Raw genomic sequence first — 19,222 nt, forward strand, 5'->3', positions numbered from 1 at the left:
GATGCACTTTGCCTATGCGTTTCGTCACCCGCGTTTGCGCTCGCATGCGGCAAGCGTAGTGCGATACCCTTACGCCTTCGCCAGTTTAGAGAGGAACGACGATATGCAGCCCACGTCTGCCACGCAACGCGACGCACGCTCGAGCGCCACACCCGATGCATCGTCGCAAGCACCTGACAGTGCAGTCTGGGCATCGTTCCGCCGCCGCGCGGGCGTGGCGCTCGCCGTCGTGTCGATCGCCGCACTCGCCGCCTGCTCGCTGCCGAAACACCTCGACTCGGAAGCGCCGCCGCCCGATCCGTTCAATCCTGCCGCCACGCAACTGCTCGACAACACCGACTGGCAGCTCACCGGCTGGAAGCTGGCCGCGGGCGGCATGCGCGACGTGCCGGGCAACGCGGGCGGGGAACCCGTCACGCTCGTGCTGTCGACGGAAACGGGCCAGCGGCGCGCGAGCGGCTTCTCGGGCTGCAACCGCTACACAGGCACCTATTCGCTCAAGGACGGCAAGCTGAGCTTCGGCCCGCTCGCGGGCACGCGCATGGCGTGCGCGACGCCGGGCGGCAGGATCGAGAGCGCATATCTCGCTGCGCTCGCGCAAATCGAACACTCGGCCGTCGACATGCGCAAGCCGCAGCAGCTTCAACTGATGCTCGGCAATGGCGACACGCTCGTGTTCGCGCGGCGCGGCCAATGAGCGTGCGAACGGCGAGCTTCGACAGCCTGCGCGCGGCGCACGCCTGCAAAGCGAGAGGCTTTGCCCGGTTAAACTCGACGGCTCGCGCGTTTGCGCATCCGTCATTCGTTGATGTCTAGCATGCAAACGGTCGTTTTCGGCTGGTTCGGCGCTTCCGCCGTCTGGTTTCTTCCCCTGCTGTGGCGTCTCGTGAAGTCCGCATTGCCGGGCGGCGCGGGCCTGCGCGGCCCCGGCACGATCCGGCTCTGGCTCGGCTTTCTGTGCGTGCTGATTGCGAGTTGCACGCTGGAGGCGTCGCTCGTCAACGTGCAGGGCGTCGACGGACTCGGGCATGCGCTGTCGACGGGGTTCGCGCATCTGCTGGGCCGCGCCGCAACACCGCTCGTCATGCTCGGCCTGTTCGTGATCGCGCTGCCGTGGCTAATCGGCTTCCGGTGGTCATCGTTCGTCGGCTGGGCCAACGACGCGTTCGGCCTCGGCCTCGCGCGCCGTTCCCGCGACGACGAACCGCGCAGCCACACGCGCGCCGCTTCCGTCGACACGACACCCTCGCATAGCAGCGCGCCCGTCAACACGATGGCGCCGAAGGCCAATGGACGCTACGCACGGCCCACCGTGTGGCGTCCGCCTTCCACGAAGACACGCGGCACGGCCGCGGCTGCGGCCCCCGCCGGCGCCCCAGGCGAAACGATGGGAATGCCCGGCGGCCCGACTTCCGGCGGTGCAGGCGTCGCGCGTCATGCAGCGGGCGGCGCGCCGTCGGGCGCGGCGGGCAGCCGTGCGTCAGGACACAACACCCGCCGCCCCACCTCATGGACACCCGCCGAGCCCACCGCGCCTGCCGGCTGGCTCGGCCCGGACGCGGGTCGCGCGCATGCGCGCGAGCACGCGCCCGTCACGATGGAGGCAGCACGTGTCGCAGCCACGCCGCCGACGGTATTCGGCAGCACGGCGGCGCTGCAGTCGTCGAAGGCAGCGGCGGCGCGCGGCCTGTCGATGAACCCCGCGGTGACGTCGGCGCGTTCGGCGAGCTTGCGCGCAGCCGGGCTCTCGCAGAGCCGCCAGTCGATGTCGCTCGGTACGTCGACACATGCGGCACAGACGCGCCGCTCAGCACCGGCGTCCGGTTCACCGGCGATGCGTCCGAACACGCCGAATCTCAAGGTGCCCGCTTACACGCGCGTCAATCAACCGGCACAGCCTGCCGCCCCGGCGGCGAGCGTGCAGGAAACCTTGCGCAGCATCGAGGAAAACGCTGCACGCTGGACGACCCTGGCTGGCGCGAGCCTCGCTCGCCGCACGGCCAGCGATCCTGCGAACGTTGTCGAGACGCGCAACGCGCCCGTATCCGAACGGGCCGCCACGGGCGGTGCGGGCAGTGCGTCCACCGCGCCCGTTGCGTCCGTTGCGTCCGCGGCACCGATGGACGGTGCAGCTGCTGTGCCGGGCGCGCCCGCGGTCGCAGGTACGGCGGCTGTCGCCGCTGTCGATCAGGCCGTGTCGGCGCTCGAAGCGGCCATCGGCGGTGCACATGCGGAGGCGGCCGAGCCCCGTTCCGATGCGCCGCTTCAGCCCTTCGCCGCGACGGCTGCGCTGACCTCGACAGAGACGGTCGCAGCGCCGCTCGCTTCGCCTGGCACGGGCGACGTTCATGCGCTCGTCGCCTCTCACGCGACACCCGTCGCGCAAGCGGCCGCACTCGCTGTCGCCGGCACAGCGATGGAAGCCGAACGAGACGACCACAACGACCCGGCAGACGTTGCGCTCGTGGACGGGGGACAGGCGCCTGTCATTGCAACCGCACAGGAAGCGCAAGCCGCACACGTTGTGCCGCATGCCGAGCGTCCAGCGCAAACCGCTGCTGCCGTTCATCGCCTGCCGGACACCGCGCCCGTGGTTGCCGCGGCCAGTCCGGCGCCTCTTGCAAGCGCCGCGATAGCTGCGCCCATTGCAGCGCACGCGCCGGCCAGCGCACTTCATCAAGCCGCCGCCACGCAATCCCAGACGACCGTGCCGCGCACCCCACCCGCGATTGCGGAAGCCGCTGCGTCGGAAAGCATGGCTGCGGGCGGCGTGCATGAGCCATCCGATGCCGCTGCGGCCGACTCCGAGGCACCGACACCGTCGCTCGACGACGATACGGCGAGGCAAACGGAATCGCTTGCCCAGGACGTCATCGCCGATGAAGTGGCAGCCGCACCGCAAGCGGTTGCAGCGTCATCGAGGGTGGGCAGCCACGCCACAGGTTCAACGACGGATCAACGGGCGTCCACGGGACACGTCGAGCCCTCTCCTGCCCCGCTCGCGCCGTGGGATTCGATCACGCACTCCGTGACGCAGCTGCGCGTCGCATCGGCCAGCGTGGCCTCAATCCTGCCGCATCATGCGCCCGTGTCGAACGCGCCTGCATTCGGCGTCGTGCCGCTCCCGCCCAACACCGAGCCGGCCGACGTCGACGAAACGGCGACGCAAAGCGGATCCGAAGCGCCGTCGAACATCGTGCGTTTCCCGTTCGCGGCATACGGCGCGCCGGCGTCCTTGGAAAACGTCGCGGGCGCTCCGGCTACTCAGTCGCAGGACCGCGCACAACCACTGAGCCCGCAACCACACGCGCCCGCCGAGCCGCTGGACACGCAGCAGGACATACAAGCAGAGACGCCGCAGGCCGCCGCGCCGCCCCGCGCTGGCGTGCGCGGCCACAGCGGACCCGCGTTCGAGTTCCACGCCCCTTCGGCCTCGCACATCGAACTCCCCGCGCTCGATCTGCTCGCGCCCGCTTCGTCCGATGCAGAGCCTGTCAGTGAAGAAAAGCTCGCCGAAACGAGCGCGCTGATCGAGCAGCGCCTGCAGGAATTCAAGGTTCCCGTCACGGTGGTCGGCGCCTCGGCAGGCCCCGTGATCACGCGCTTCGAGGTCGAACCCGCGCTCGGCGTGCGCGGCAGCCAGATCGTCGGGCTGATGAAGGATCTGTCACGCGGACTCGGTCTGACGTCGATTCGCGTGGTTGAGACGATTCCTGGCAAGACGTGCATGGGCCTCGAACTGCCGAATGCGAAGCGTCAAACCATCCGTCTTTCCGAGATTCTCCAGGCTGACGTCTATCAGCACTCGAAGTCGAATCTGACGCTCGCGATGGGCAAGGACATCACCGGCCACCCCGTCGTCACGGATCTCGCGAAGGCGCCGCACATGCTCGTTGCGGGCACCACGGGTTCGGGCAAGTCGGTGGCGATCAACGCGATGATCGTCTCGCTGCTGTACAAGGCGACGCCCGAAGACGTGCGCCTCATCATGATCGATCCGAAGATGCTGGAGCTGTCGGTGTACGAGGGCATTCCGCACCTGCTCGCCCCCGTCGTGACGGACATGAAACTCGCGGCGAACGCGCTCAACTGGTGCGTCGGCGAAATGGAGAAGCGCTACCGGCTGATGTCGGCCGTCGGCGTGCGCAACCTGCAGGGCTTCAACCAGAAGATCCGCGACGCCGCCGCGAAGGAAAAGAAGATCGGCAATCCGTTCTCGCTGACGCCCGACGCCCCGGAGCCGCTGTCGCCACTGCCGCTGATCGTCGTCGTGATCGACGAACTGGCCGACCTGATGATGGTCGCGGGCAAGAAGATCGAAGAGCTGATTGCGCGCCTCGCGCAAAAGGCGCGTGCGGCGGGCATCCACCTGATTCTCGCGACACAGCGTCCTTCCGTCGACGTGATCACGGGTCTCATCAAGGCGAACATTCCGACGCGCGTCGCGTTCCAGGTGTCGTCGAAGATCGACTCGCGCACGATTCTCGACCAGATGGGCGCGGAGTCGCTGCTCGGCCAGGGCGACATGCTGTTCCTGCCGCCCGGCACCGGCTATCCGCAGCGCGTGCATGGCGCGTTCGTCGCCGACGAGGAAGTGCATCGGATCGTCGAACATCTGAAGCAGTTCGGCGAACCGGAGTACGTGGAAGGCATACTCGACGGTCCCGCGACCGACGGCGGCGCCGCACAAGACCTGTTCGGCGAAACCCCGGACGCGGAAGCGGATCCCCTCTACGACGAAGCCGTCGCGTTCGTGGTGCGAACCCGACGCGCGTCGATTTCGGCGGTGCAGCGCCAGTTGCGCATCGGCTATAACCGTGCGGCGCGGCTCGTTGAACAGATGGAGACGGCAGGCCTCGTGTCAGCGATGGGCATCAACGGCAGCCGCGAAGTGCTCGCGCCAGGACCGGCGGAGTAACGCGCGTTCGAACTGAAGCGCGACGGGCCGCTGCAGAATGACAGAAAAACGCAGCGGCCCGACAGGACGATTCATGAACCGGACAATATCGTCCGTCACCTCATATCACGACGGCGACACCCACTGAAAGTCGACGGGTGAACCGATATCGATACGCTTCGGATTCGGCTCCAGCAGTCCGCTCTGTGGATCGCGACGAAACACATACGCCGTATCGCTCAGCTGATTGCCGACGATCAGCCATTGCCCCGTCGGATCGATTGAGAATTCCCGGGGCGCCTTGCCAAGACTGGACTGGCGGCCCACTTCGCGTAGATGGCCATTGGCCGGGTCGACGGCATAGATCACGATCTCGTTCGCGTCGCCACGATTACTCGCATACAGGAAGCGGCCATCCGGCGACAGATGGATCGCCGCCGCGCCCACTTGCCCCTTGAAGCCTGGCTTCGTCATCGGCACGACCTGCAATTGCGTGAGCGTGCCGTCGTCGTAGCGGAATACGGTGACGGTCGCGCTCAGCTCGCTCGTCAGATACGCATACTTGCCATCCGCGCCGAATGCGAGATGGCGAGGGCCCGAGCCGGCTTTCACGTCGGTATAGCGCTTCTCCGTCGGTCCGAACAGGCCACGGCTGCCGTCGGGCGTATAGCGGTACGAGTACAGCTTGTCCGTACCGAGATCCTGCGCGAACAGAAACTTGCCGTCGGGCGAGAACACCGTCGAGTGCACATGGGCGTTGTCCTGGCGCCCTTTCACGGGGCCGCTGCCGTCGTGATGCACGGTCAGCACGGACGCACCGACCTGGCCGTCCGCTTGCAGCGGGAACACGGCGAAACTGCCGCCCGGGTTCGCGGCCACCGAATAGTTGGCCGTCGTCAGATATTTGCCGTCCGGCGAGATGCTCAGATAACACGGATCGTTACCGTCCGACGACACCCGGTTCAGGAACGTTAATTGCCCGTTTCTTGCATCGAAGCTGAATGCGCTGATGCCGCCGCGCTGTTCGGCGGGGCCGTTGTCGCCGGGCTGCTCGTTGACCGCGTACACGTGGCGGCCGTCGCGCGACGCGATCACATACGACGGATTGTCCGTCTTCGCCGACGACATCGGTATCGCATCGCCCGATTTCGTATCGAAGCGGTATACGTAGATGCCTTCGCTCTTCGGCCCCGTGTAGGTGCCGACGATCAGATCGTAGACGCCGTCGGCGGGCGGGGCGGCCAAGCCTTGCGCGAAAGCCTGCGTGGCGGCAATCGATACCATGAGTGTCAACCCTCTGATGATCCAGCTTAGGGAACGGCCCGGACGGCAATTGAAAGGCTGTGGCACGGCACACGCTACGACTCGTGTACGACGCTGCATGACGACCTCCTGGCGAGACAGGTTATTGGATTCTGCGTGTCGCTGGTCTGCCGCGCGGCTCGATCGAAGCGTGCCGTGGTCGTGACGGAAGCATGACGACGGCCGCCCGTGCGCGATGCGCCCTCGCACCCCGGCCGCTGCCGCTGATCGTCGATATCGTAGTGTGGGGCAAGTATAAGAGCGTTAGCCGCGATTCGCCCAGCCGTTCGCGCGAACGAAGGCTATCCGGCAGCTTGTGCCGTGTCGCCGTTGGTCCGAACCATCCAAACAATTCAAACAAAAGGAGTCGCCATGAACATCCATCTCACGCTCGGCCCGCTCGTCGCGCTGATCGCCGGCATTCTCATTCTGATCATGCCGCGCCTGCTCAACTACATCGTCGCGCTGTATCTGATCATCATCGGACTGATCGGCTTGTTCGGCGTCGGCGGAACGGGGCACTTGTAACTCGCGTAACTAGCGTAACTCGCGTGCCAACGCGCGCCCATGCAGGCGTACCGCGATCACACCGACCGCTCGGGCGCGAGCGGCCTGATCGACGACACCTCGGATTGCATCGCGCGCAGGCGCACGCATTCACGCGGGCCGCTTCTCGCGACCCACGTGCATGCGCTGGCCCGCCGCGGCGCGCCGCCGTTCCGAATGCCGGACCGACGCGTGCGCGCGTCAGCCGTTCGAGAGTTGCTCGAGGCGCCAACGCCCCTGCAAGGACAAGCCGCCAACGGCATAATGACCGTCGGCTTCGCTATAGCGCTTGAAGCAGGCGCGCTCGATCAGAAAGGCTGCGGCCGTTTCCATCCCGTTGCGCGAGAGGCCGAGCGTGCGGAAGTCGAGTGGAAGGAGCGAGTCGTCAGGCAACTGACTCGCGGCGGAGAGAATCGTGATGCAGTCGGATTTCGACGGGTTCAGCATGGCTTATCCTCGAAAACGACGCCGTGTCTGCGTGCGGCAACACCGGGCGCCGGTGGGCTGCGATTCATCGGAGGTCACGTCCAAACCGATTGTAAGCATCCAAAAACGGTATTGCCAATACCTCGAACGCTCATGAGCGTGCGGCTTTCCCGCGTCGCGCTGGAGCCCGGTAACAACGACGCTCACGCACCGTTCCCGCCGTGCGCAAGCGCACTTATTACACGTCGACCGACCGCCTTAACATGCCCGCATTGATCGAAGACTATGCACTCATCGGCGACGGCCACACGGCCGCGCTGGTTTCCCGCGATGGTTCCGTCGACTGGCTGTGCTGGCCCCGTTTCGACTCCGGCGCGTGCTTTGCCGCACTGCTCGGAACCGAGGAGAACGGCCGCTGGCTGATCGCGCCCTCCGACGATACCGAATGCGAAGACTCGGCAGACCTGCCCTGCGCCGACGAATCCGGCCATGACCGGACGCGTTTTCACGACGAGACGCAAGGAGAAACGAAAACATCCGAAAGCGGACGTACGGTATCGAACGATAAACCGGTCCCACGCCAGGCCGACGGTCCGCCCGTCTCGCGTGCCGCCGCACGCGCAAACGCCGCGGCCGCCGAGGCAAAGCGCGATGCTCACGATGACGACAAGAGAAAAGCGCCTAACCTCAAGCCCGGCTACGCACGCGCGACGCGCCGTCGCTATCGCGGCGAAACGCTGATCCTCGAGACCGACTTCGAAACGCCCGACGGCGCCGTTACACTGGTCGACTTCATGCCCCCCGGCAACGGCTGGTCGGAAATGATCCGCATCGTCGTCGGCAAGCGCGGCACCGTGAAGATGCGCATGGAACTCGTGCTGCGCTTCGACTACGGCTTCTCCATTCCGTGGGTCAGCCGGCTCGCGCACGAAAGCGGCATCAAGGCGATCGCCGGCCCGGACACGGTCGCGCTGCGTACACCCGTCGACCTGCATGGCGAGAACATGAAGACGGTCGCCGAGTTCACCGTATCGGAAGGCGAACGTGTGCCCTTCTCGCTCACGTATTCCCAATCGCACCTGCGCATTCCGCCCGCGCGCGATCCGCACAGTGCGCTGGCGCGTACCGAGAATCACTGGCTCGAATGGGCGGCGCGCGGCACCGTAGAGGGGAAATACGCGCCCGCTATACGCCGCTCGCTGCTGACACTGAAGGCACTCGCGTATGAGCCGACGGGCGGCATCGTCGCCGCGCCGACCACGTCTCTGCCTGAAAAGCTCGGCGGCGCGCGCAACTGGGATTATCGCTACGTGTGGCTGCGCGACGCCACCATCACGCTGCTCGCGATGATGCGCGGCGGCTACTACGACGAAGCGCGTGCGTGGCGTGCGTGGCTGGGTCGCGTGATGGCGGGCTCGCCTGAACAGTTGCAGATCATGTACGGGCTCGCGGGCGAGCGTCGGCTGCCCGAGTTCGAACTCGACTGGCTGCCGGGCTACGAAGACTCGAAGCCCGTGCGGGTCGGCAACAACGCGGTCGGCCAGTTGCAACTCGACGTATACGGCGAAGTGATGAATGCGCTGCATCTCGCGCGCGTCGGCGGCTTGCAGGCTGACGAGACCGCGTGGAACGTGCAGTGCGCGATGCTTGGTCACCTCGAAACGATCTGGCAGGAACGCGACGAAGGTATCTGGGAAACGCGAGGCGGCCGACAGCACTTCACGTTCTCGAAGGTGATGGCGTGGGTCGCGTTCGATCGCGCGATCAAATCGGCGCAAGCGTTCGACCTGCCCGGGCCGCTCGAACACTGGCAGGAAATACGCGCGCAAATCCATGCCGACGTCTGCGAGAAAAGCTGGAATACGCGGCTCAACGCGTTCACGCAGACGTATGGCGGCAACGAACTCGATGCGAGCGTGCTGCTGATGCCGCTGCTCGGCTTTTTGCCGCCTTCAGATCCGCGCGTCGTCGGCACCGTCCACGCGATCGAAAAACATCTGATGCGCGACGGCTTCGTGCTGCGCTACCACACGACCGAATTCGACGATGGGCTGCCGCCCGGCGAAGGGACGTTTCTCGCATGCAGTTTCTGGATGGTCGACAATCTCGCGTTGCAGGGGCGCGTCGACGAGGCGCGGGCCATGTACGAGCGGTTGCTGTCGCTGGCGAACGACGTCGGCCTGCTCGCCGAGGAATACGATCCCGCCGACGGCCGGTTTGTCGGCAATTTTCCACAGGGGTTTTCCCATGTGGCCCTCGTTCACACGGGACTCAACCTGATGAAACACGAGCAGGAAATGGCGCGCGCCGCCGGTCAGCCGCCCCACGACGGCGAGAGCGGAGAAGGCGGCCCGCCGCCGGCTGGCATGTCAGATGCTCAGAGTCAATCGTCACCCGTTGTCTAAAGAAAACGGGCGAATTGACGATGACGTAGCTATGACAGCCGGTGCGTGCGGCAACGCACTGTTGTTGCATTGCACAAATTGTATGGCTTCTATATCATCAACCGAACCAGTCGGCCGATAATCCATCACCAACCATCCACACGTAACCAGAAAACGGCCCGCCTCGTCGCTGCGCGTCAAACACGCTGCCCCTGCGCGAACCGCTAACGCTGGAGCACCCATGCTCTATCAATTCCACGAATTCCAGCGGGCGCTTTTGAGCCCGCTCACCGCCTGGGCTCAGGCCGCCTCGAAATCGTTTGCGAATCCGGCCAGTCCGTTCGCCTATGTGCCAGGCGCGACACGCCTCTCCGCCGGCTACGAACTGCTCTACCGTCTCGGCAAGGACTACGAGAAACCCGAGTTCAACCTGCATCAGATCGTCAAGGACGGCCGCAACATCCCCATCGTCGAGCAGACGATTGTCGAAAAACCGTTCTGCCGCCTGCTGCGCTTCAAGCGCTATTCGGACGACAGCGACGCTGTCACCCAACTCAAGGAAGAGCCCGTGGTGCTGGTCTGCGCGCCGCTGTCGGGCCACCATTCCACGCTGCTGCGCGACACCGTGCGCACGCTGCTGCAGGATCACAAGGTGTACATCACCGACTGGATCGACGCCCGTATGGTGCCGATCGAAGACGGCCCATTCGACCTCGACGATTACATCGCTTACATCCAGGAATTCATCCGCCACATCGGTGCGAAGAATCTGCACGTGATCTCGGTCTGCCAGCCGACGGTGCCCGTGCTCGCCGCCATTTCGCTGATGGCGAGCCGCGGTGAAGACACGCCGCGCACCATGACGATGATGGGCGGCCCGATCGACGCGCGTAAGAGCCCGACGGCCGTCAATTCGCTGGCGACGCAGCACTCGATCGAATGGTTCGAGAACAACGTGATCTACAACGTGCCGTCGAACTATCCGGGCTTCGGCCGCAAGGTGTATCCGGGCTTTTTGCAGCACACGGGCTTTGTCGCGATGAATCCGGAGCGTCATGCAGCGTCGCACTGGGACTTCTACCAGAGCATGCTGCGCGGCGACGAAGAAGATGCGGAAGCACATCGCCGCTTCTACGACGAATACAACGCGGTGCTCGACATGGCTGCCGAGTACTATCTGCAGACCATCCGCATCGTGTTCCAGGAATTCAGCCTCGCCGAAGGCACGTGGGAAGTGAACGGCCAGCCCGTGCGCCCGCAGGACATCAGGAAGACCGCGCTCTTCACGATCGAAGGCGAACTCGACGACATTTCCGGCAGCGGCCAGACGCGCGCCGCCCATGAGCTGTGCACGGGCATTCCAGAGCAAGATCGTCGTCACTTCACTGCCGAGAAGTGCGGGCACTACGGTATTTTCTCGGGCCGCCGCTGGCGCACAATCATCTATCCGCAACTGCGCGACTTCATTCTCGAGCACACGCAGAAGGCAACGCGCAAGGCGGAAGAACGCGTCGAAGCGTAAGGGGCGGGATCGGCACGCAACGCGTGTTCGGCAGGCGACGCGAGAGGTTGCGCCTGCATCCGCCCGACATGAAGACTGATGAATGCAAAAAACGGCCTCCTACGAGGCCGTTTTTCATTGAAGCGTTACGGGTGTGCTTGCGTTTAGCGGCGCATCAGATAAGCGAGCAAGATTTCCGTGTTCATCTGAATCACTTCGCTACGTTCCGCGGCCGCGCTGAAGTCGCGGCCGAGCGTCGCTTCAAGCGTGAAGCGATTCGACACGATGTAGTAGCCCATCCCCGACAGCGTCACGTAAAAGCGCAGCGGATCGACGTTCGCGCGGAACAGTCCTGCGCGCTGCCCGCGCTCGAGAATCGAGCCCAGCGTGGCAACGATCGGCGAGATCATTTCGCGAATGCGCGTGGATTTCTGCATATAGCGCGCCTCGTGCAGATTCTCGTTATTCACGAGTCTCAGCAATTCGGGGTGGTCGCGATAGTAGTCCCATACGAAGTGCGCGAGCCGCGTGACGGCCTCGACAGGCGCGACGCCCGCGAGGTCGAGCGTGCGCTCGGCTTCCGTGAGCGCGCTGAACGCGTGTTCGAGGACTGCAGTGAAGAGCTGCTCTTTACTACCGAAGTAGTAGTAGAGCATACGTTCATTGGTCTCCGCGCGGCGGGCAATCTGGTCGACGCGTGCGCCGAACAACCCACCATTCGCAAACTCCTCGGCTGCCGCAAGCAAAATGCGGCGACGGGTGCCTTCAGGATCTCTTTTGATTTTCGGCTGATTCATGGTGGCATGTGCGCTTCGTGAGCCGCGTTAATCCGGATCGCTCGCCGTCCAATTGCATGGCCTTGCAACGGCGGCACTGCGCGGGCTGGTTGGTGGGAACACCTTCCTGCGGTCTTACAAAAAAGCGCTTCGATTATGGCACATGCCTCGGTAATAACAACTGGGGAAATCGGCGATAATACGCATTTGACCGATTGCCGAACGCGCCTGCTGCGCTGCCTCGACAGCGGCTCTGGCAGCCCGGCGCCCCGACGCGGTCTGCGCACCCTCTGCGAGCGCTTCGCACAATGCCAGCAGTGCAGTTGAAACCGCATCCATTGAACCGCCGACATTCGCCGCGGCGATCGACGGCAACAGCAAGTCCCCCACGTCCCGACCGTGACAGAGCCCAAAACATTCGCGGATCTCATCGAAGATCTGCTGCCGCAGACACAATGCACGAAGTGCGGCTACCCTGACTGCCGCGCTTACGCCGAGGCCATCGCGCAAGGCGAGGCCAGCTACAACCAGTGCCCGCCGGGCGGAGCCGAGGGCGTCGCGCGCCTCGCGAAGCTGCTCGGCAAGCCCGTGATACCCCTCAATCCCGAGAACGGCGTCGAGCGCCCGAGGCCCGTCGCGTTCATCGACGAAAACCTGTGCATCGGCTGCACGCTCTGCATGCAGGCCTGTCCCGTCGACGCCATCGTCGGTGCGCCGAAACAGATGCACACGATCGTCGCCGAGCTCTGCACAGGTTGCGACCTGTGCGTGCCGCCCTGCCCCGTCGACTGCATCGCAATGATCCCGGTGACGGGCGACAAGACGGGCTGGGACGCGTGGACCCAGTCGCAGGCGAACGCGGCACGCGAGCGTCACGATGCTCGCCGCGCGCGTCTTGCAGCGGAACGCGAGGCCGCGGAGGCACGCGCGGCCGCGCGGCGCGCATCGTCGACGGCGGCTCGAAGTTCAGCGGGTTCGGCAGCGCCGGCCGGTAACGTGGCCCCGGTGGAACCATCGACGCAAGCGGCTGCCGCTCCCGTCAACGACGCGGAAGCGAAAAAACGCGCGATCATCCAGGCCGCGCTCGAACGCGCGCGCAAGAAAAAGGAAGACAACGCGGCGCAAGGCCTGGGACCGAAGAACACGACCAACATCAGTGCAGACATGCAGGCACAGATCGATGAAGTCGAAGCGCGCCGTCGCCGTCTAGGCATTGCCACAGACATTTCCGACTCAACGTCCAAGCAGAACGACAATCAATCCGACAAGCCCTGACTGCACCGCATGAACGCGACCAAACGACGTGCGATCTACGAGACGCTCCAAAGCCTGAATCCCCATCCGAAGACGGAACTGGAATACACAACGCCGTTCGAGTTGCTGATCGCCGTGATGTTGTCGGCGCAAGCAACGGACGTCTCCGTGAACAAGGCGATGCGCCGGATGTTCCCTGTCGCGAACACGCCGCAGAAGGTGTTCGACCTCGGCGAGGAGGGCGTTGCCGACTACATCAAGACGATCGGGTTGTATCGCACGAAGGCGAAGAACGTGATCGCGACGTGCCGCATTCTGCTCGACCAGTACGCGGGCGAAGTGCCCGCCGATCGCGAGGCGCTCGAAAGCCTGCCCGGTGTCGGTCGCAAGACGGCGAACGTCGTGTTGAACACGGCGTTCGGACAGCCGACCATCGCGGTCGATACGCACATCTTTCGGGTTGCGAATCGAACGGGCCTTGCGCCCGGCAAGGACGTGCGCGCCGTCGAAGTGGCGCTGGAAAAATTCACGCCCGCCGAGTTCCTGCAAGACGCGCATCACTGGTTAATCCTGCACGGACGCTATGTGTGCAAGGCGCGCCGGCCGGAATGCTGGCATTGCGTGATCGAGCCGTTGTGCGAGTTCAAGCCGAAGACGCCGCCGCCGGATCTTTAAGCACGCTGCGCGGCGTTTCGTCGGGTTCGCGCGGCCGCGCCGTCCGCCTGCGTGCGATCGAGCCGGGGCGTAAAATGAACCGATATTGCGCACGCCGCCAGAATTTGACTGGCACCTGCCGCGCCATCAACACCGCCCCACTCGCCTTTACTGCCCGAACGCCATCGATGTTCAATCCCAGCCGCGACGAAGTCCGCCGTTTTTTCACCGACACCTGGCGCAAGCAGCGCGCGGGTGAAATCCTGACGCCGCTCGAAGCGATCGCCGCCGACTGGATCGTCGAGCACCCCGAGTACCACGCCGAACTCGCGGATCCCGAGGCGGCTTCTGCACAGGACTACTCGCCCGAGCGCGGCCAGACCAACCCGTTCCTGCATCTGTCGATGCACCTCGCGATCAGCGAGCAACTGTCGATCGACCAGCCGCCCGGCATCCGCGGTGCGCACGACCGGCTCGCCGCACGGCTCGGCTCCACGCACGACGCGCAGCACGCGATCATGGAGTGCCTTGGCGAAACGATCTGGGAAGCGCAGCGCACGAATACGCCGCCCGACACGGACGCCTATCTGCAGCGTATCGAGCGACGCGCATCACGCGACTGACGCGACGAACGCCCGCCACACCCGCATCCGTCTCCCGAAAACAAACACCCCGCATGTGCGGGGTGTTTGTGTCGATGCATGAGCCGGTGTGGCTGGCCGTGCCGGAGGCTATTTCTTCTGCACCAGATCGCCATTCAGCGATTCGATATACGCGGCCAGATCCTTCATGTCGCTTTGAGACAGGCTCTGCACCTGCGCCTGCATGATCGCGTTGTTGCGGCCGAGGTGCGGATTGCCCGTGCCCATCTGATATTGGCGCAACGCCCAGTAGACATAGTCGGCATGCTGGCCGGCGAGCTTCGGATATTCGGGGCTGACGGGCTTGTTCAGGTTCGGGCCGTGGCAGGCCGCGCAATTGTGGCTCTCGGAGAGCACCTTGCCGTTGCCGGCATCCGCCGCGTGCGCGTTCGATGCGACGACAAAACCGGCCAGCGCGAACGTCGCGCATGCAGCCTTGACCACCGTATGAAGTGCGTGGGGATGCTTCTTCATGGATTCTCCTTGTCGACGGGAGCCGGCGCTTCGGCGCCTGCCGCCGTCCCATGCAAACTGATTGCGGCCGCGAAGTGATTCAGCACGTGAGCTCCGTCACGCGACGTCGATCACTTGTCGGGATTGTTCTTCGAAGAGGACGTTTGCGCCGAGTAGTATGCGGCGATGTCGGCGATGTCCTGGTCGGACAGCGACACGGCGACCGCATGCATCGTGTCGAAATGGCGGTCGCCCTTTTTGTAGGCGTGCAGCGCGTTTTCGAGGTAGGTCTGATTCTGGCCGCCCAGCATCGGCACCCGGTAAACCTCGGGATAGGCCGTACGATAGTCTGGAATACCGTGACAGCCGATACACATCGCGACCTTGCCCTGGCCTGCCTTGGCGTTGCCCGCGATGTCCGCTGCCTGCACGGTTGCCGCCGAAGTTGCCGCAAAGCCCGCGAGCACCGACATCGCTGCGATCACGACATGTTTGCCGACGAATCTGTTCATAGCTCTTTTAACCTGGCTTGAGGAGGAACGGGCGCCCAAAAAGGCAACGGCCTGCTCCGTTGTACTTGTCGGGGTTGCCACGCAGGCCAAAAAAATCGGCCCAATTGTACCGCGACGCCGCGCCGGGCGTCCACCGGACGGGAGCCGGCGCCCCTTGCCGCAAAGCGCCGTGCGATAACGTGCAACAACGCGCGGCATGCAAGCCGGCTCGTGGCCGCCACATCCGGCGCCGGCTGTGGCGCGGCAGATTGCCGCATGTGCAAATCCGTCTCTTGCACGCGCCACGCGCACCATCCGGCGCGGCTGACACCTTACGCGAGCCCGTGGGAGCACAACAGGGCTTCTGACTTATACTGGAATTTTTCCCGAACGGGCGTCCAGTCATGCGTTTCGAAGGCTCATCGCAATACGTCGCCACCGACGACCTCAAGCTCGCGGTCAATGCCGCGATGACGCTCAGGCGGCCGCTCCTCATCAAGGGCGAGCCGGGCACGGGCAAGACGATGCTCGCAGAGGAAGTCGCGGCGGCCCTCGACATGCCGCTGTTGCAGTGGCATATCAAATCGACCACGAAGGCTCAGCAGGGCCTGTACGAGTACGATGCCGTGTCCCGCCTGCGCGACTCCCAGCTTGGTGAGGAGCGCGTGAAAGACATTCGCAACTACATCGTCAAAGGCGTGCTGTGGCAGGCGTTCGAGTCGGAGCAGCAGTCGGTGCTGCTGATCGACGAAATCGACAAGGCCGACATTGAGTTCCCGAACGACCTGCTGCGCGAACTCGACCGCATGGAGTTCTACGTGTACGAAACGCGCGAACTCGTGAAGGCAAAGCATCGGCCGCTCGTCATCATCACGTCGAACAACGAGAAGGAACTGCCCGACGCATTCCTGCGCCGCTGCTTTTTCCATTACATCAAGTTCCCCGATCCATCGACCATGCAGCAGATCGTCGAGGTGCACTACCCCGGCATCAGGCAGGACCTGCTGCGCGCCGCGATGGAGAGCTTCTTCGAGCTGCGCAACGTGTCGGGTTTGAAGAAGAAACCATCCACGTCCGAACTGCTCGACTGGCTCAAGCTGCTGCTCGCGGAGGACATCCCGCCCGAAGCGCTGCGCTCGAAGGACCAGAAGCAGATCGTGCCGCCGCTGCACGGCGCGCTGCTGAAGAACGAACAGGACGTGAGCCTGTTCGAGCGACTCGTGTTCATGAACCGCAATAACCGCTGAACGGCGGCGAAGCACACGCAATCCGGAGACAACGGCATGCTGATCGACTTTTTCTACACGCTGCGGGCGGCGAAGCTGCCCGTCTCCGTGAAGGAATATCTGACGCTGCTCGAAGCGTTGAAGGAAAGCGTGATCCAGCCGTCGCTGGACGACTTCTACTACCTCGCGCGCATGACGCTCGTGAAGGACGAACAGTATTTCGACAAGTTCGATCAGGCGTTCGGCGCGTATTTCAACGGCGTCGCGCTCAAGGCAGAGCTTGCGCTCGACGTGCCGCTCGACTGGCTCAAGAAAAAGCTGCAACGCGATCTGAGCGCCGAAGAAAAAGCGCAGATCGAGAAGATGGGCGGCCTCGACAAGCTGATGGAGCGCCTGAAAGAACTGTTCGACGAGCAGAAAGGCCGTCATGAAGGCGGCAGCAAGTGGATCGGCACAGGTGGCACGTCGCCGTTCGGCAACGGCGGCTACAACCCGGAAGGCATTCGCATCGGCGGCGACACGTCGGGCAACCGGACGGCCGTGAAGGTGTGGGATCAGCGCGCGTATCGCGATTACGACGATCAGGTCGAGATCGGTACGCGCAACATCAAGGTCGCGTTGCGCCGGCTGCGCCGCTTCGCACGCGAAGGTGCTGCCGAAGAACTCGATCTGCCCGACACGATCCGCAGCACGGCCGCGAACGCAGGCTGGCTCGACCTCAAGATGGTGCCCGAGCGGCACAACAACGTGAAAGTGCTGATGCTGCTCGACGTCGGAGGATCGATGGACGACCACATCAAGCGTACCGAAGAGCTGTTCTCGGCGGCAAAGGCGGAATTCAAGCACCTCGAGTTCTACTACTTCCACAACTGCGTCTACGACTTCCTGTGGAAGAACAACCGCCGCCGGCACGTCGAACGGCTGGCGACGTGGGACATGCTCCACAAGTTCACGCCTGACTACAAGCTGATTTTCGTCGGCGACGCGACAATGAGCCCGTATGAAGTGCTGCAGCCGGGCGGTTCGGTCGAATACAACAACGCCGAAGCGGGCGCCGTCTGGCTGCGGCGTATCGCCGATCATTTCCCGCATCATGTGTGGTTGAACCCCGAGCCGGAAGGCTTGTGGGAATACCGGCAGTCAGTGTCGGTCATCCGTGAAGTGCTGGGCCACCGGATGTATCCACTCACGCTCGCCGGCCTCGAAACGGCGATGCGCATGCTAAGCAAGTAAAATCCCGGGCTTTTCGCCTTCGGCATGAGCGCGGCGCCGTTCGCGCCGCGGCCGGACGCCGCCCGGTGCACGTCCGTCGTGCACGCCACCTGACGACACTAGCGCGCCACACCGAGACACACAGCATGACCTCATCCACCCCCGAATACGCGAGCGCGATGCGCGCGCCGCTACGACCGTTCACCGATACCTCGCTGTCGGCCATCGTCGCCGGCTTCGTCGCGATGATGACCGGCTACACCAGTTCGCTCGTGCTGATGTTTCAGGCCGGCCGCGCCGCGCATCTCACCGACGCGCAGATTTCGTCGTGGATCTGGGCGCTGTCGATCAGCATGGCGCTGTGCACGATCGGCCTGTCGCTGCGCTTTCGCGCCCCCATCGTCGTCGCATGGTCGACGCCGGGCGCGGCGCTGCTCGTGTCGTCGCTGCCGCATGTCGCATATCCGGAAGCCGTCGGCGCGTTCGTCGTGTGCGCGCTGCTGCTGACGCTGGTCGGGCTCACCGGCTGGTTCGACACGCTGATGAAGCGGATCCCGGCGGGCATCGCTGCAGCGCTGCTGGCGGGCATTCTGTTCGAGATCGGCATCGAGATCTTTCGCGCCGCGCAAGTTCAGACGGCGCTCGTGCTGGCGATGTTCTTCACGTATCTCGTCATCAAGCGTTTCGCATCGCGTTACGCGATCGTTGCGACGCTCGCCGTCGGCACGGCCGTTGCTGGCGCGCTTGGATTGCTCGATTTCAGCCGCTTTCACGTGGCGTTCGCCGTGCCCATGCTGACGGTGCCCGCTTTCTCGCTGTCGGCGGCCATCAGCATCGGCATCCCGCTGTTCGTGGTGGCGACGGCGTCGCAGAACGTACCCGGCATCGCCGTGCTGCGCGCGGACGGCTACCCCACACCGTCTGCGCCGCTGCTCGCCACGACGGGCATCGCCTCGCTGCTGCTCGCGCCGTTCGGCTCGCACGGCGTGAATCTGGCGGCAATCACGGCCGCCATCTGCACGGGCCGCGAAGCTCATGAGGACCGCACGAAGCGCTATATGGCCGCCGTCTGGTGCGGCCTGTTCTACCTGATCGCGGGCATTTTCGGCGCGACAATTGCCGCGCTGTTCGGCTCGCTGCCGAAGGCGCTGGTGGTGTCGGTTGCGGCGCTCGCGCTGTTCGGCTCGATCATGAGCGGCCTCACGAACGCGATGCAGGACGCACGTCAGCGCGAAGCGGCGCTCGTCACGTTCATGGTAACGGCGTCGGGACTCACCCTGCTGTCCATCGGCCCGGCGTTCTGGGGACTCGTCGCCGGCCTGGTCACGCATGCCGTGCTGAACGCGCGGCGCGGATAATGCCAGGCAACTCCCGGAAGCCGTTGCCGCCTGATGCGTCCCTGTCGAAGCGCCCCTGTCAAACCAGCATCATCCGATCCGCCATAGAATAGAAGTATCGG

At 64.5% G+C, this 19,222-nt stretch carries 17 protein-coding genes; 11 read left to right on the top strand and 6 right to left on the bottom strand.

The window, feature by feature from the left end; translation table 11 throughout:
• Positions 1-103 precede the first annotated feature (103 nt).
• Both BPHY_RS10640 and BPHY_RS10645 read left to right on the top strand, forming a co-directional pair.
• Positions 104-697 carry an META domain-containing protein gene (locus BPHY_RS10640; RefSeq protein ID WP_012401472.1) on the top strand — a complete coding sequence of 198 codons (594 nt, stop codon included), beginning with the start codon at positions 104-106 and terminating at the stop codon, positions 695-697.
• 120 nt (positions 698-817) lie between these two features.
• Complete coding sequence (locus tag BPHY_RS10645) at positions 818-4,918, top strand: DNA translocase FtsK (RefSeq protein WP_041763541.1); 4,101 nt, start codon at positions 818-820, stop codon at positions 4,916-4,918.
• A 105-nt stretch (positions 4,919-5,023) separates the two neighbouring features.
• Here BPHY_RS10645 and BPHY_RS10650 read toward each other — a convergent pair whose 3' ends face one another.
• Complete coding sequence (locus tag BPHY_RS10650) at positions 5,024-6,181, bottom strand: lactonase family protein (protein ID WP_012401474.1); 1,158 nt, start codon at positions 6,179-6,181, stop codon at positions 5,024-5,026.
• A gap of 390 nt (positions 6,182-6,571) precedes the next feature.
• Between BPHY_RS10650 and BPHY_RS39385 the strand changes: the two genes are divergently transcribed.
• A complete protein-coding gene (locus tag BPHY_RS39385; protein ID WP_012401475.1) occupies positions 6,572-6,727 on the top strand; it encodes a DUF3096 domain-containing protein in 156 nt (51 codons plus the stop codon).
• Between the two features lie 219 nt (positions 6,728-6,946).
• On the opposite strand, the gene BPHY_RS10655 is transcribed toward BPHY_RS39385, so the two are convergent.
• A complete protein-coding gene (locus BPHY_RS10655) occupies positions 6,947-7,192 on the bottom strand; it encodes a hypothetical protein (RefSeq protein WP_012401476.1) in 246 nt (81 codons plus the stop codon).
• Positions 7,193-7,434: 242 nt separating this feature from the next.
• Between BPHY_RS10655 and BPHY_RS10660 the strand changes: the two genes are divergently transcribed.
• Together BPHY_RS10660 and BPHY_RS10665 are read left to right on the top strand one after the other, a co-directional pair.
• Positions 7,435-9,576, top strand: a complete 2,142-nt coding sequence (locus BPHY_RS10660; RefSeq protein WP_244257567.1) for a glycoside hydrolase family 15 protein — start codon at positions 7,435-7,437, stop codon at positions 9,574-9,576.
• Between the two features lie 220 nt (positions 9,577-9,796).
• On the top strand, positions 9,797-11,077 hold the full coding sequence (locus BPHY_RS10665) for a polyhydroxyalkanoate depolymerase (protein WP_012401478.1): 1,281 nt from the start codon (positions 9,797-9,799) through the stop codon (positions 11,075-11,077).
• Positions 11,078-11,220: 143 nt separating this feature from the next.
• Here BPHY_RS10665 and BPHY_RS10670 read toward each other — a convergent pair whose 3' ends face one another.
• Both BPHY_RS10670 and BPHY_RS41695 read right to left on the bottom strand, forming a co-directional pair.
• Complete coding sequence (locus BPHY_RS10670; RefSeq protein WP_012401479.1) at positions 11,221-11,853, bottom strand: TetR family transcriptional regulator; 633 nt, start codon at positions 11,851-11,853, stop codon at positions 11,221-11,223.
• Between the two features lie 114 nt (positions 11,854-11,967).
• Positions 11,968-12,207 (bottom strand): hypothetical protein, encoded by a 240-nt coding sequence (locus BPHY_RS41695; RefSeq protein WP_167538867.1) that lies wholly within the window; start codon positions 12,205-12,207, stop codon positions 11,968-11,970.
• 24 nt (positions 12,208-12,231) lie between these two features.
• Between BPHY_RS41695 and rsxB the strand changes: the two genes are divergently transcribed.
• The 3 genes from rsxB to BPHY_RS10685 all read left to right on the top strand — a co-directional run bounded on the left by rsxB (position 12,232) and on the right by BPHY_RS10685 (position 14,363).
• A complete protein-coding gene (gene rsxB, locus BPHY_RS10675) occupies positions 12,232-13,107 on the top strand; it encodes an electron transport complex subunit RsxB (RefSeq protein WP_012401480.1) in 876 nt (291 codons plus the stop codon).
• Positions 13,108-13,116: 9 nt separating this feature from the next.
• Complete coding sequence (nth, locus tag BPHY_RS10680; protein ID WP_012401481.1) at positions 13,117-13,761, top strand: endonuclease III; 645 nt, start codon at positions 13,117-13,119, stop codon at positions 13,759-13,761.
• A 167-nt stretch (positions 13,762-13,928) separates the two neighbouring features.
• Positions 13,929-14,363 carry a DUF1841 family protein gene (locus BPHY_RS10685; RefSeq protein ID WP_041763542.1) on the top strand — a complete coding sequence of 145 codons (435 nt, stop codon included), beginning with the start codon at positions 13,929-13,931 and terminating at the stop codon, positions 14,361-14,363.
• 108 nt (positions 14,364-14,471) lie between these two features.
• Here the strand turns inward: BPHY_RS10685 and BPHY_RS10690 are convergent, their stop codons facing one another.
• Complete coding sequence (locus tag BPHY_RS10690) at positions 14,472-14,855, bottom strand: c-type cytochrome (RefSeq protein ID WP_012401483.1); 384 nt, start codon at positions 14,853-14,855, stop codon at positions 14,472-14,474.
• Between the two features lie 110 nt (positions 14,856-14,965).
• Positions 14,966-15,346: a c-type cytochrome gene (locus tag BPHY_RS10695; RefSeq protein ID WP_012401484.1), complete on the bottom strand. Its 381-nt coding sequence runs from the start codon at positions 15,344-15,346 to the stop codon at positions 14,966-14,968.
• A 383-nt stretch (positions 15,347-15,729) separates the two neighbouring features.
• On the opposite strand from BPHY_RS10695, the gene BPHY_RS10700 reads away from it, so the two are divergent.
• The 3 genes from BPHY_RS10700 (at position 15,730) to BPHY_RS10710 (ending at position 19,121) form a co-directional block, all read left to right on the top strand.
• The gene (locus BPHY_RS10700; protein ID WP_012401485.1) at positions 15,730-16,572 is read left to right on the top strand and encodes an AAA family ATPase; all 843 of its coding nucleotides are present in this window, start codon (positions 15,730-15,732) and stop codon (positions 16,570-16,572) included.
• 36 nt (positions 16,573-16,608) lie between these two features.
• Entirely contained in the window at positions 16,609-17,784 is a 1,176-nt protein-coding gene (locus tag BPHY_RS10705; RefSeq protein WP_012401486.1) for a vWA domain-containing protein, read from the top strand.
• Between the two features lie 125 nt (positions 17,785-17,909).
• Positions 17,910-19,121 carry a benzoate/H(+) symporter BenE family transporter gene (locus tag BPHY_RS10710; protein ID WP_012401487.1) on the top strand — a complete coding sequence of 404 codons (1,212 nt, stop codon included), beginning with the start codon at positions 17,910-17,912 and terminating at the stop codon, positions 19,119-19,121.
• Positions 19,122-19,222: the final 101 nt, after the last annotated feature.

Origin of the sequence: Paraburkholderia phymatum STM815 (assembly GCF_000020045.1) — a bacterium.
Classification (GTDB): Bacteria; Pseudomonadota; Gammaproteobacteria; order Burkholderiales; family Burkholderiaceae; genus Paraburkholderia; species Paraburkholderia phymatum.

Excerpts from the sequence above, each read along its gene's own strand:
- BPHY_RS10640 (WP_012401472.1), top strand. The coding sequence starts at position 104 with ATGCAGCCCACGTCTGCCACGCAACGCGACGCACGCTCGAGCGCCACA.
- BPHY_RS10645 (WP_041763541.1), top strand. The coding sequence starts at position 818 with ATGCAAACGGTCGTTTTCGGCTGGTTCGGCGCTTCCGCCGTCTGGTTT.
- BPHY_RS10650 (WP_012401474.1), bottom strand. The coding sequence starts at position 6,181 with ATGGTATCGATTGCCGCCACGCAGGCTTTCGCGCAAGGCTTGGCCGCC.
- BPHY_RS39385 (WP_012401475.1), top strand. The coding sequence starts at position 6,572 with ATGAACATCCATCTCACGCTCGGCCCGCTCGTCGCGCTGATCGCCGGC.
- BPHY_RS10655 (WP_012401476.1), bottom strand. The coding sequence starts at position 7,192 with ATGCTGAACCCGTCGAAATCCGACTGCATCACGATTCTCTCCGCCGCG.
- BPHY_RS10660 (WP_244257567.1), top strand. The coding sequence starts at position 7,435 with ATGCCCGCATTGATCGAAGACTATGCACTCATCGGCGACGGCCACACG.
- BPHY_RS10665 (WP_012401478.1), top strand. The coding sequence starts at position 9,797 with ATGCTCTATCAATTCCACGAATTCCAGCGGGCGCTTTTGAGCCCGCTC.
- BPHY_RS10670 (WP_012401479.1), bottom strand. The coding sequence starts at position 11,853 with ATGAATCAGCCGAAAATCAAAAGAGATCCTGAAGGCACCCGTCGCCGC.
- nth (WP_012401481.1), top strand. The coding sequence starts at position 13,117 with ATGAACGCGACCAAACGACGTGCGATCTACGAGACGCTCCAAAGCCTG.
- BPHY_RS10685 (WP_041763542.1), top strand. The coding sequence starts at position 13,929 with ATGTTCAATCCCAGCCGCGACGAAGTCCGCCGTTTTTTCACCGACACC.
- BPHY_RS10690 (WP_012401483.1), bottom strand. The coding sequence starts at position 14,855 with ATGAAGAAGCATCCCCACGCACTTCATACGGTGGTCAAGGCTGCATGC.
- BPHY_RS10695 (WP_012401484.1), bottom strand. The coding sequence starts at position 15,346 with ATGAACAGATTCGTCGGCAAACATGTCGTGATCGCAGCGATGTCGGTG.
- BPHY_RS10700 (WP_012401485.1), top strand. The coding sequence starts at position 15,730 with ATGCGTTTCGAAGGCTCATCGCAATACGTCGCCACCGACGACCTCAAG.
- BPHY_RS10705 (WP_012401486.1), top strand. The coding sequence starts at position 16,609 with ATGCTGATCGACTTTTTCTACACGCTGCGGGCGGCGAAGCTGCCCGTC.
- BPHY_RS10710 (WP_012401487.1), top strand. The coding sequence starts at position 17,910 with ATGACCTCATCCACCCCCGAATACGCGAGCGCGATGCGCGCGCCGCTA.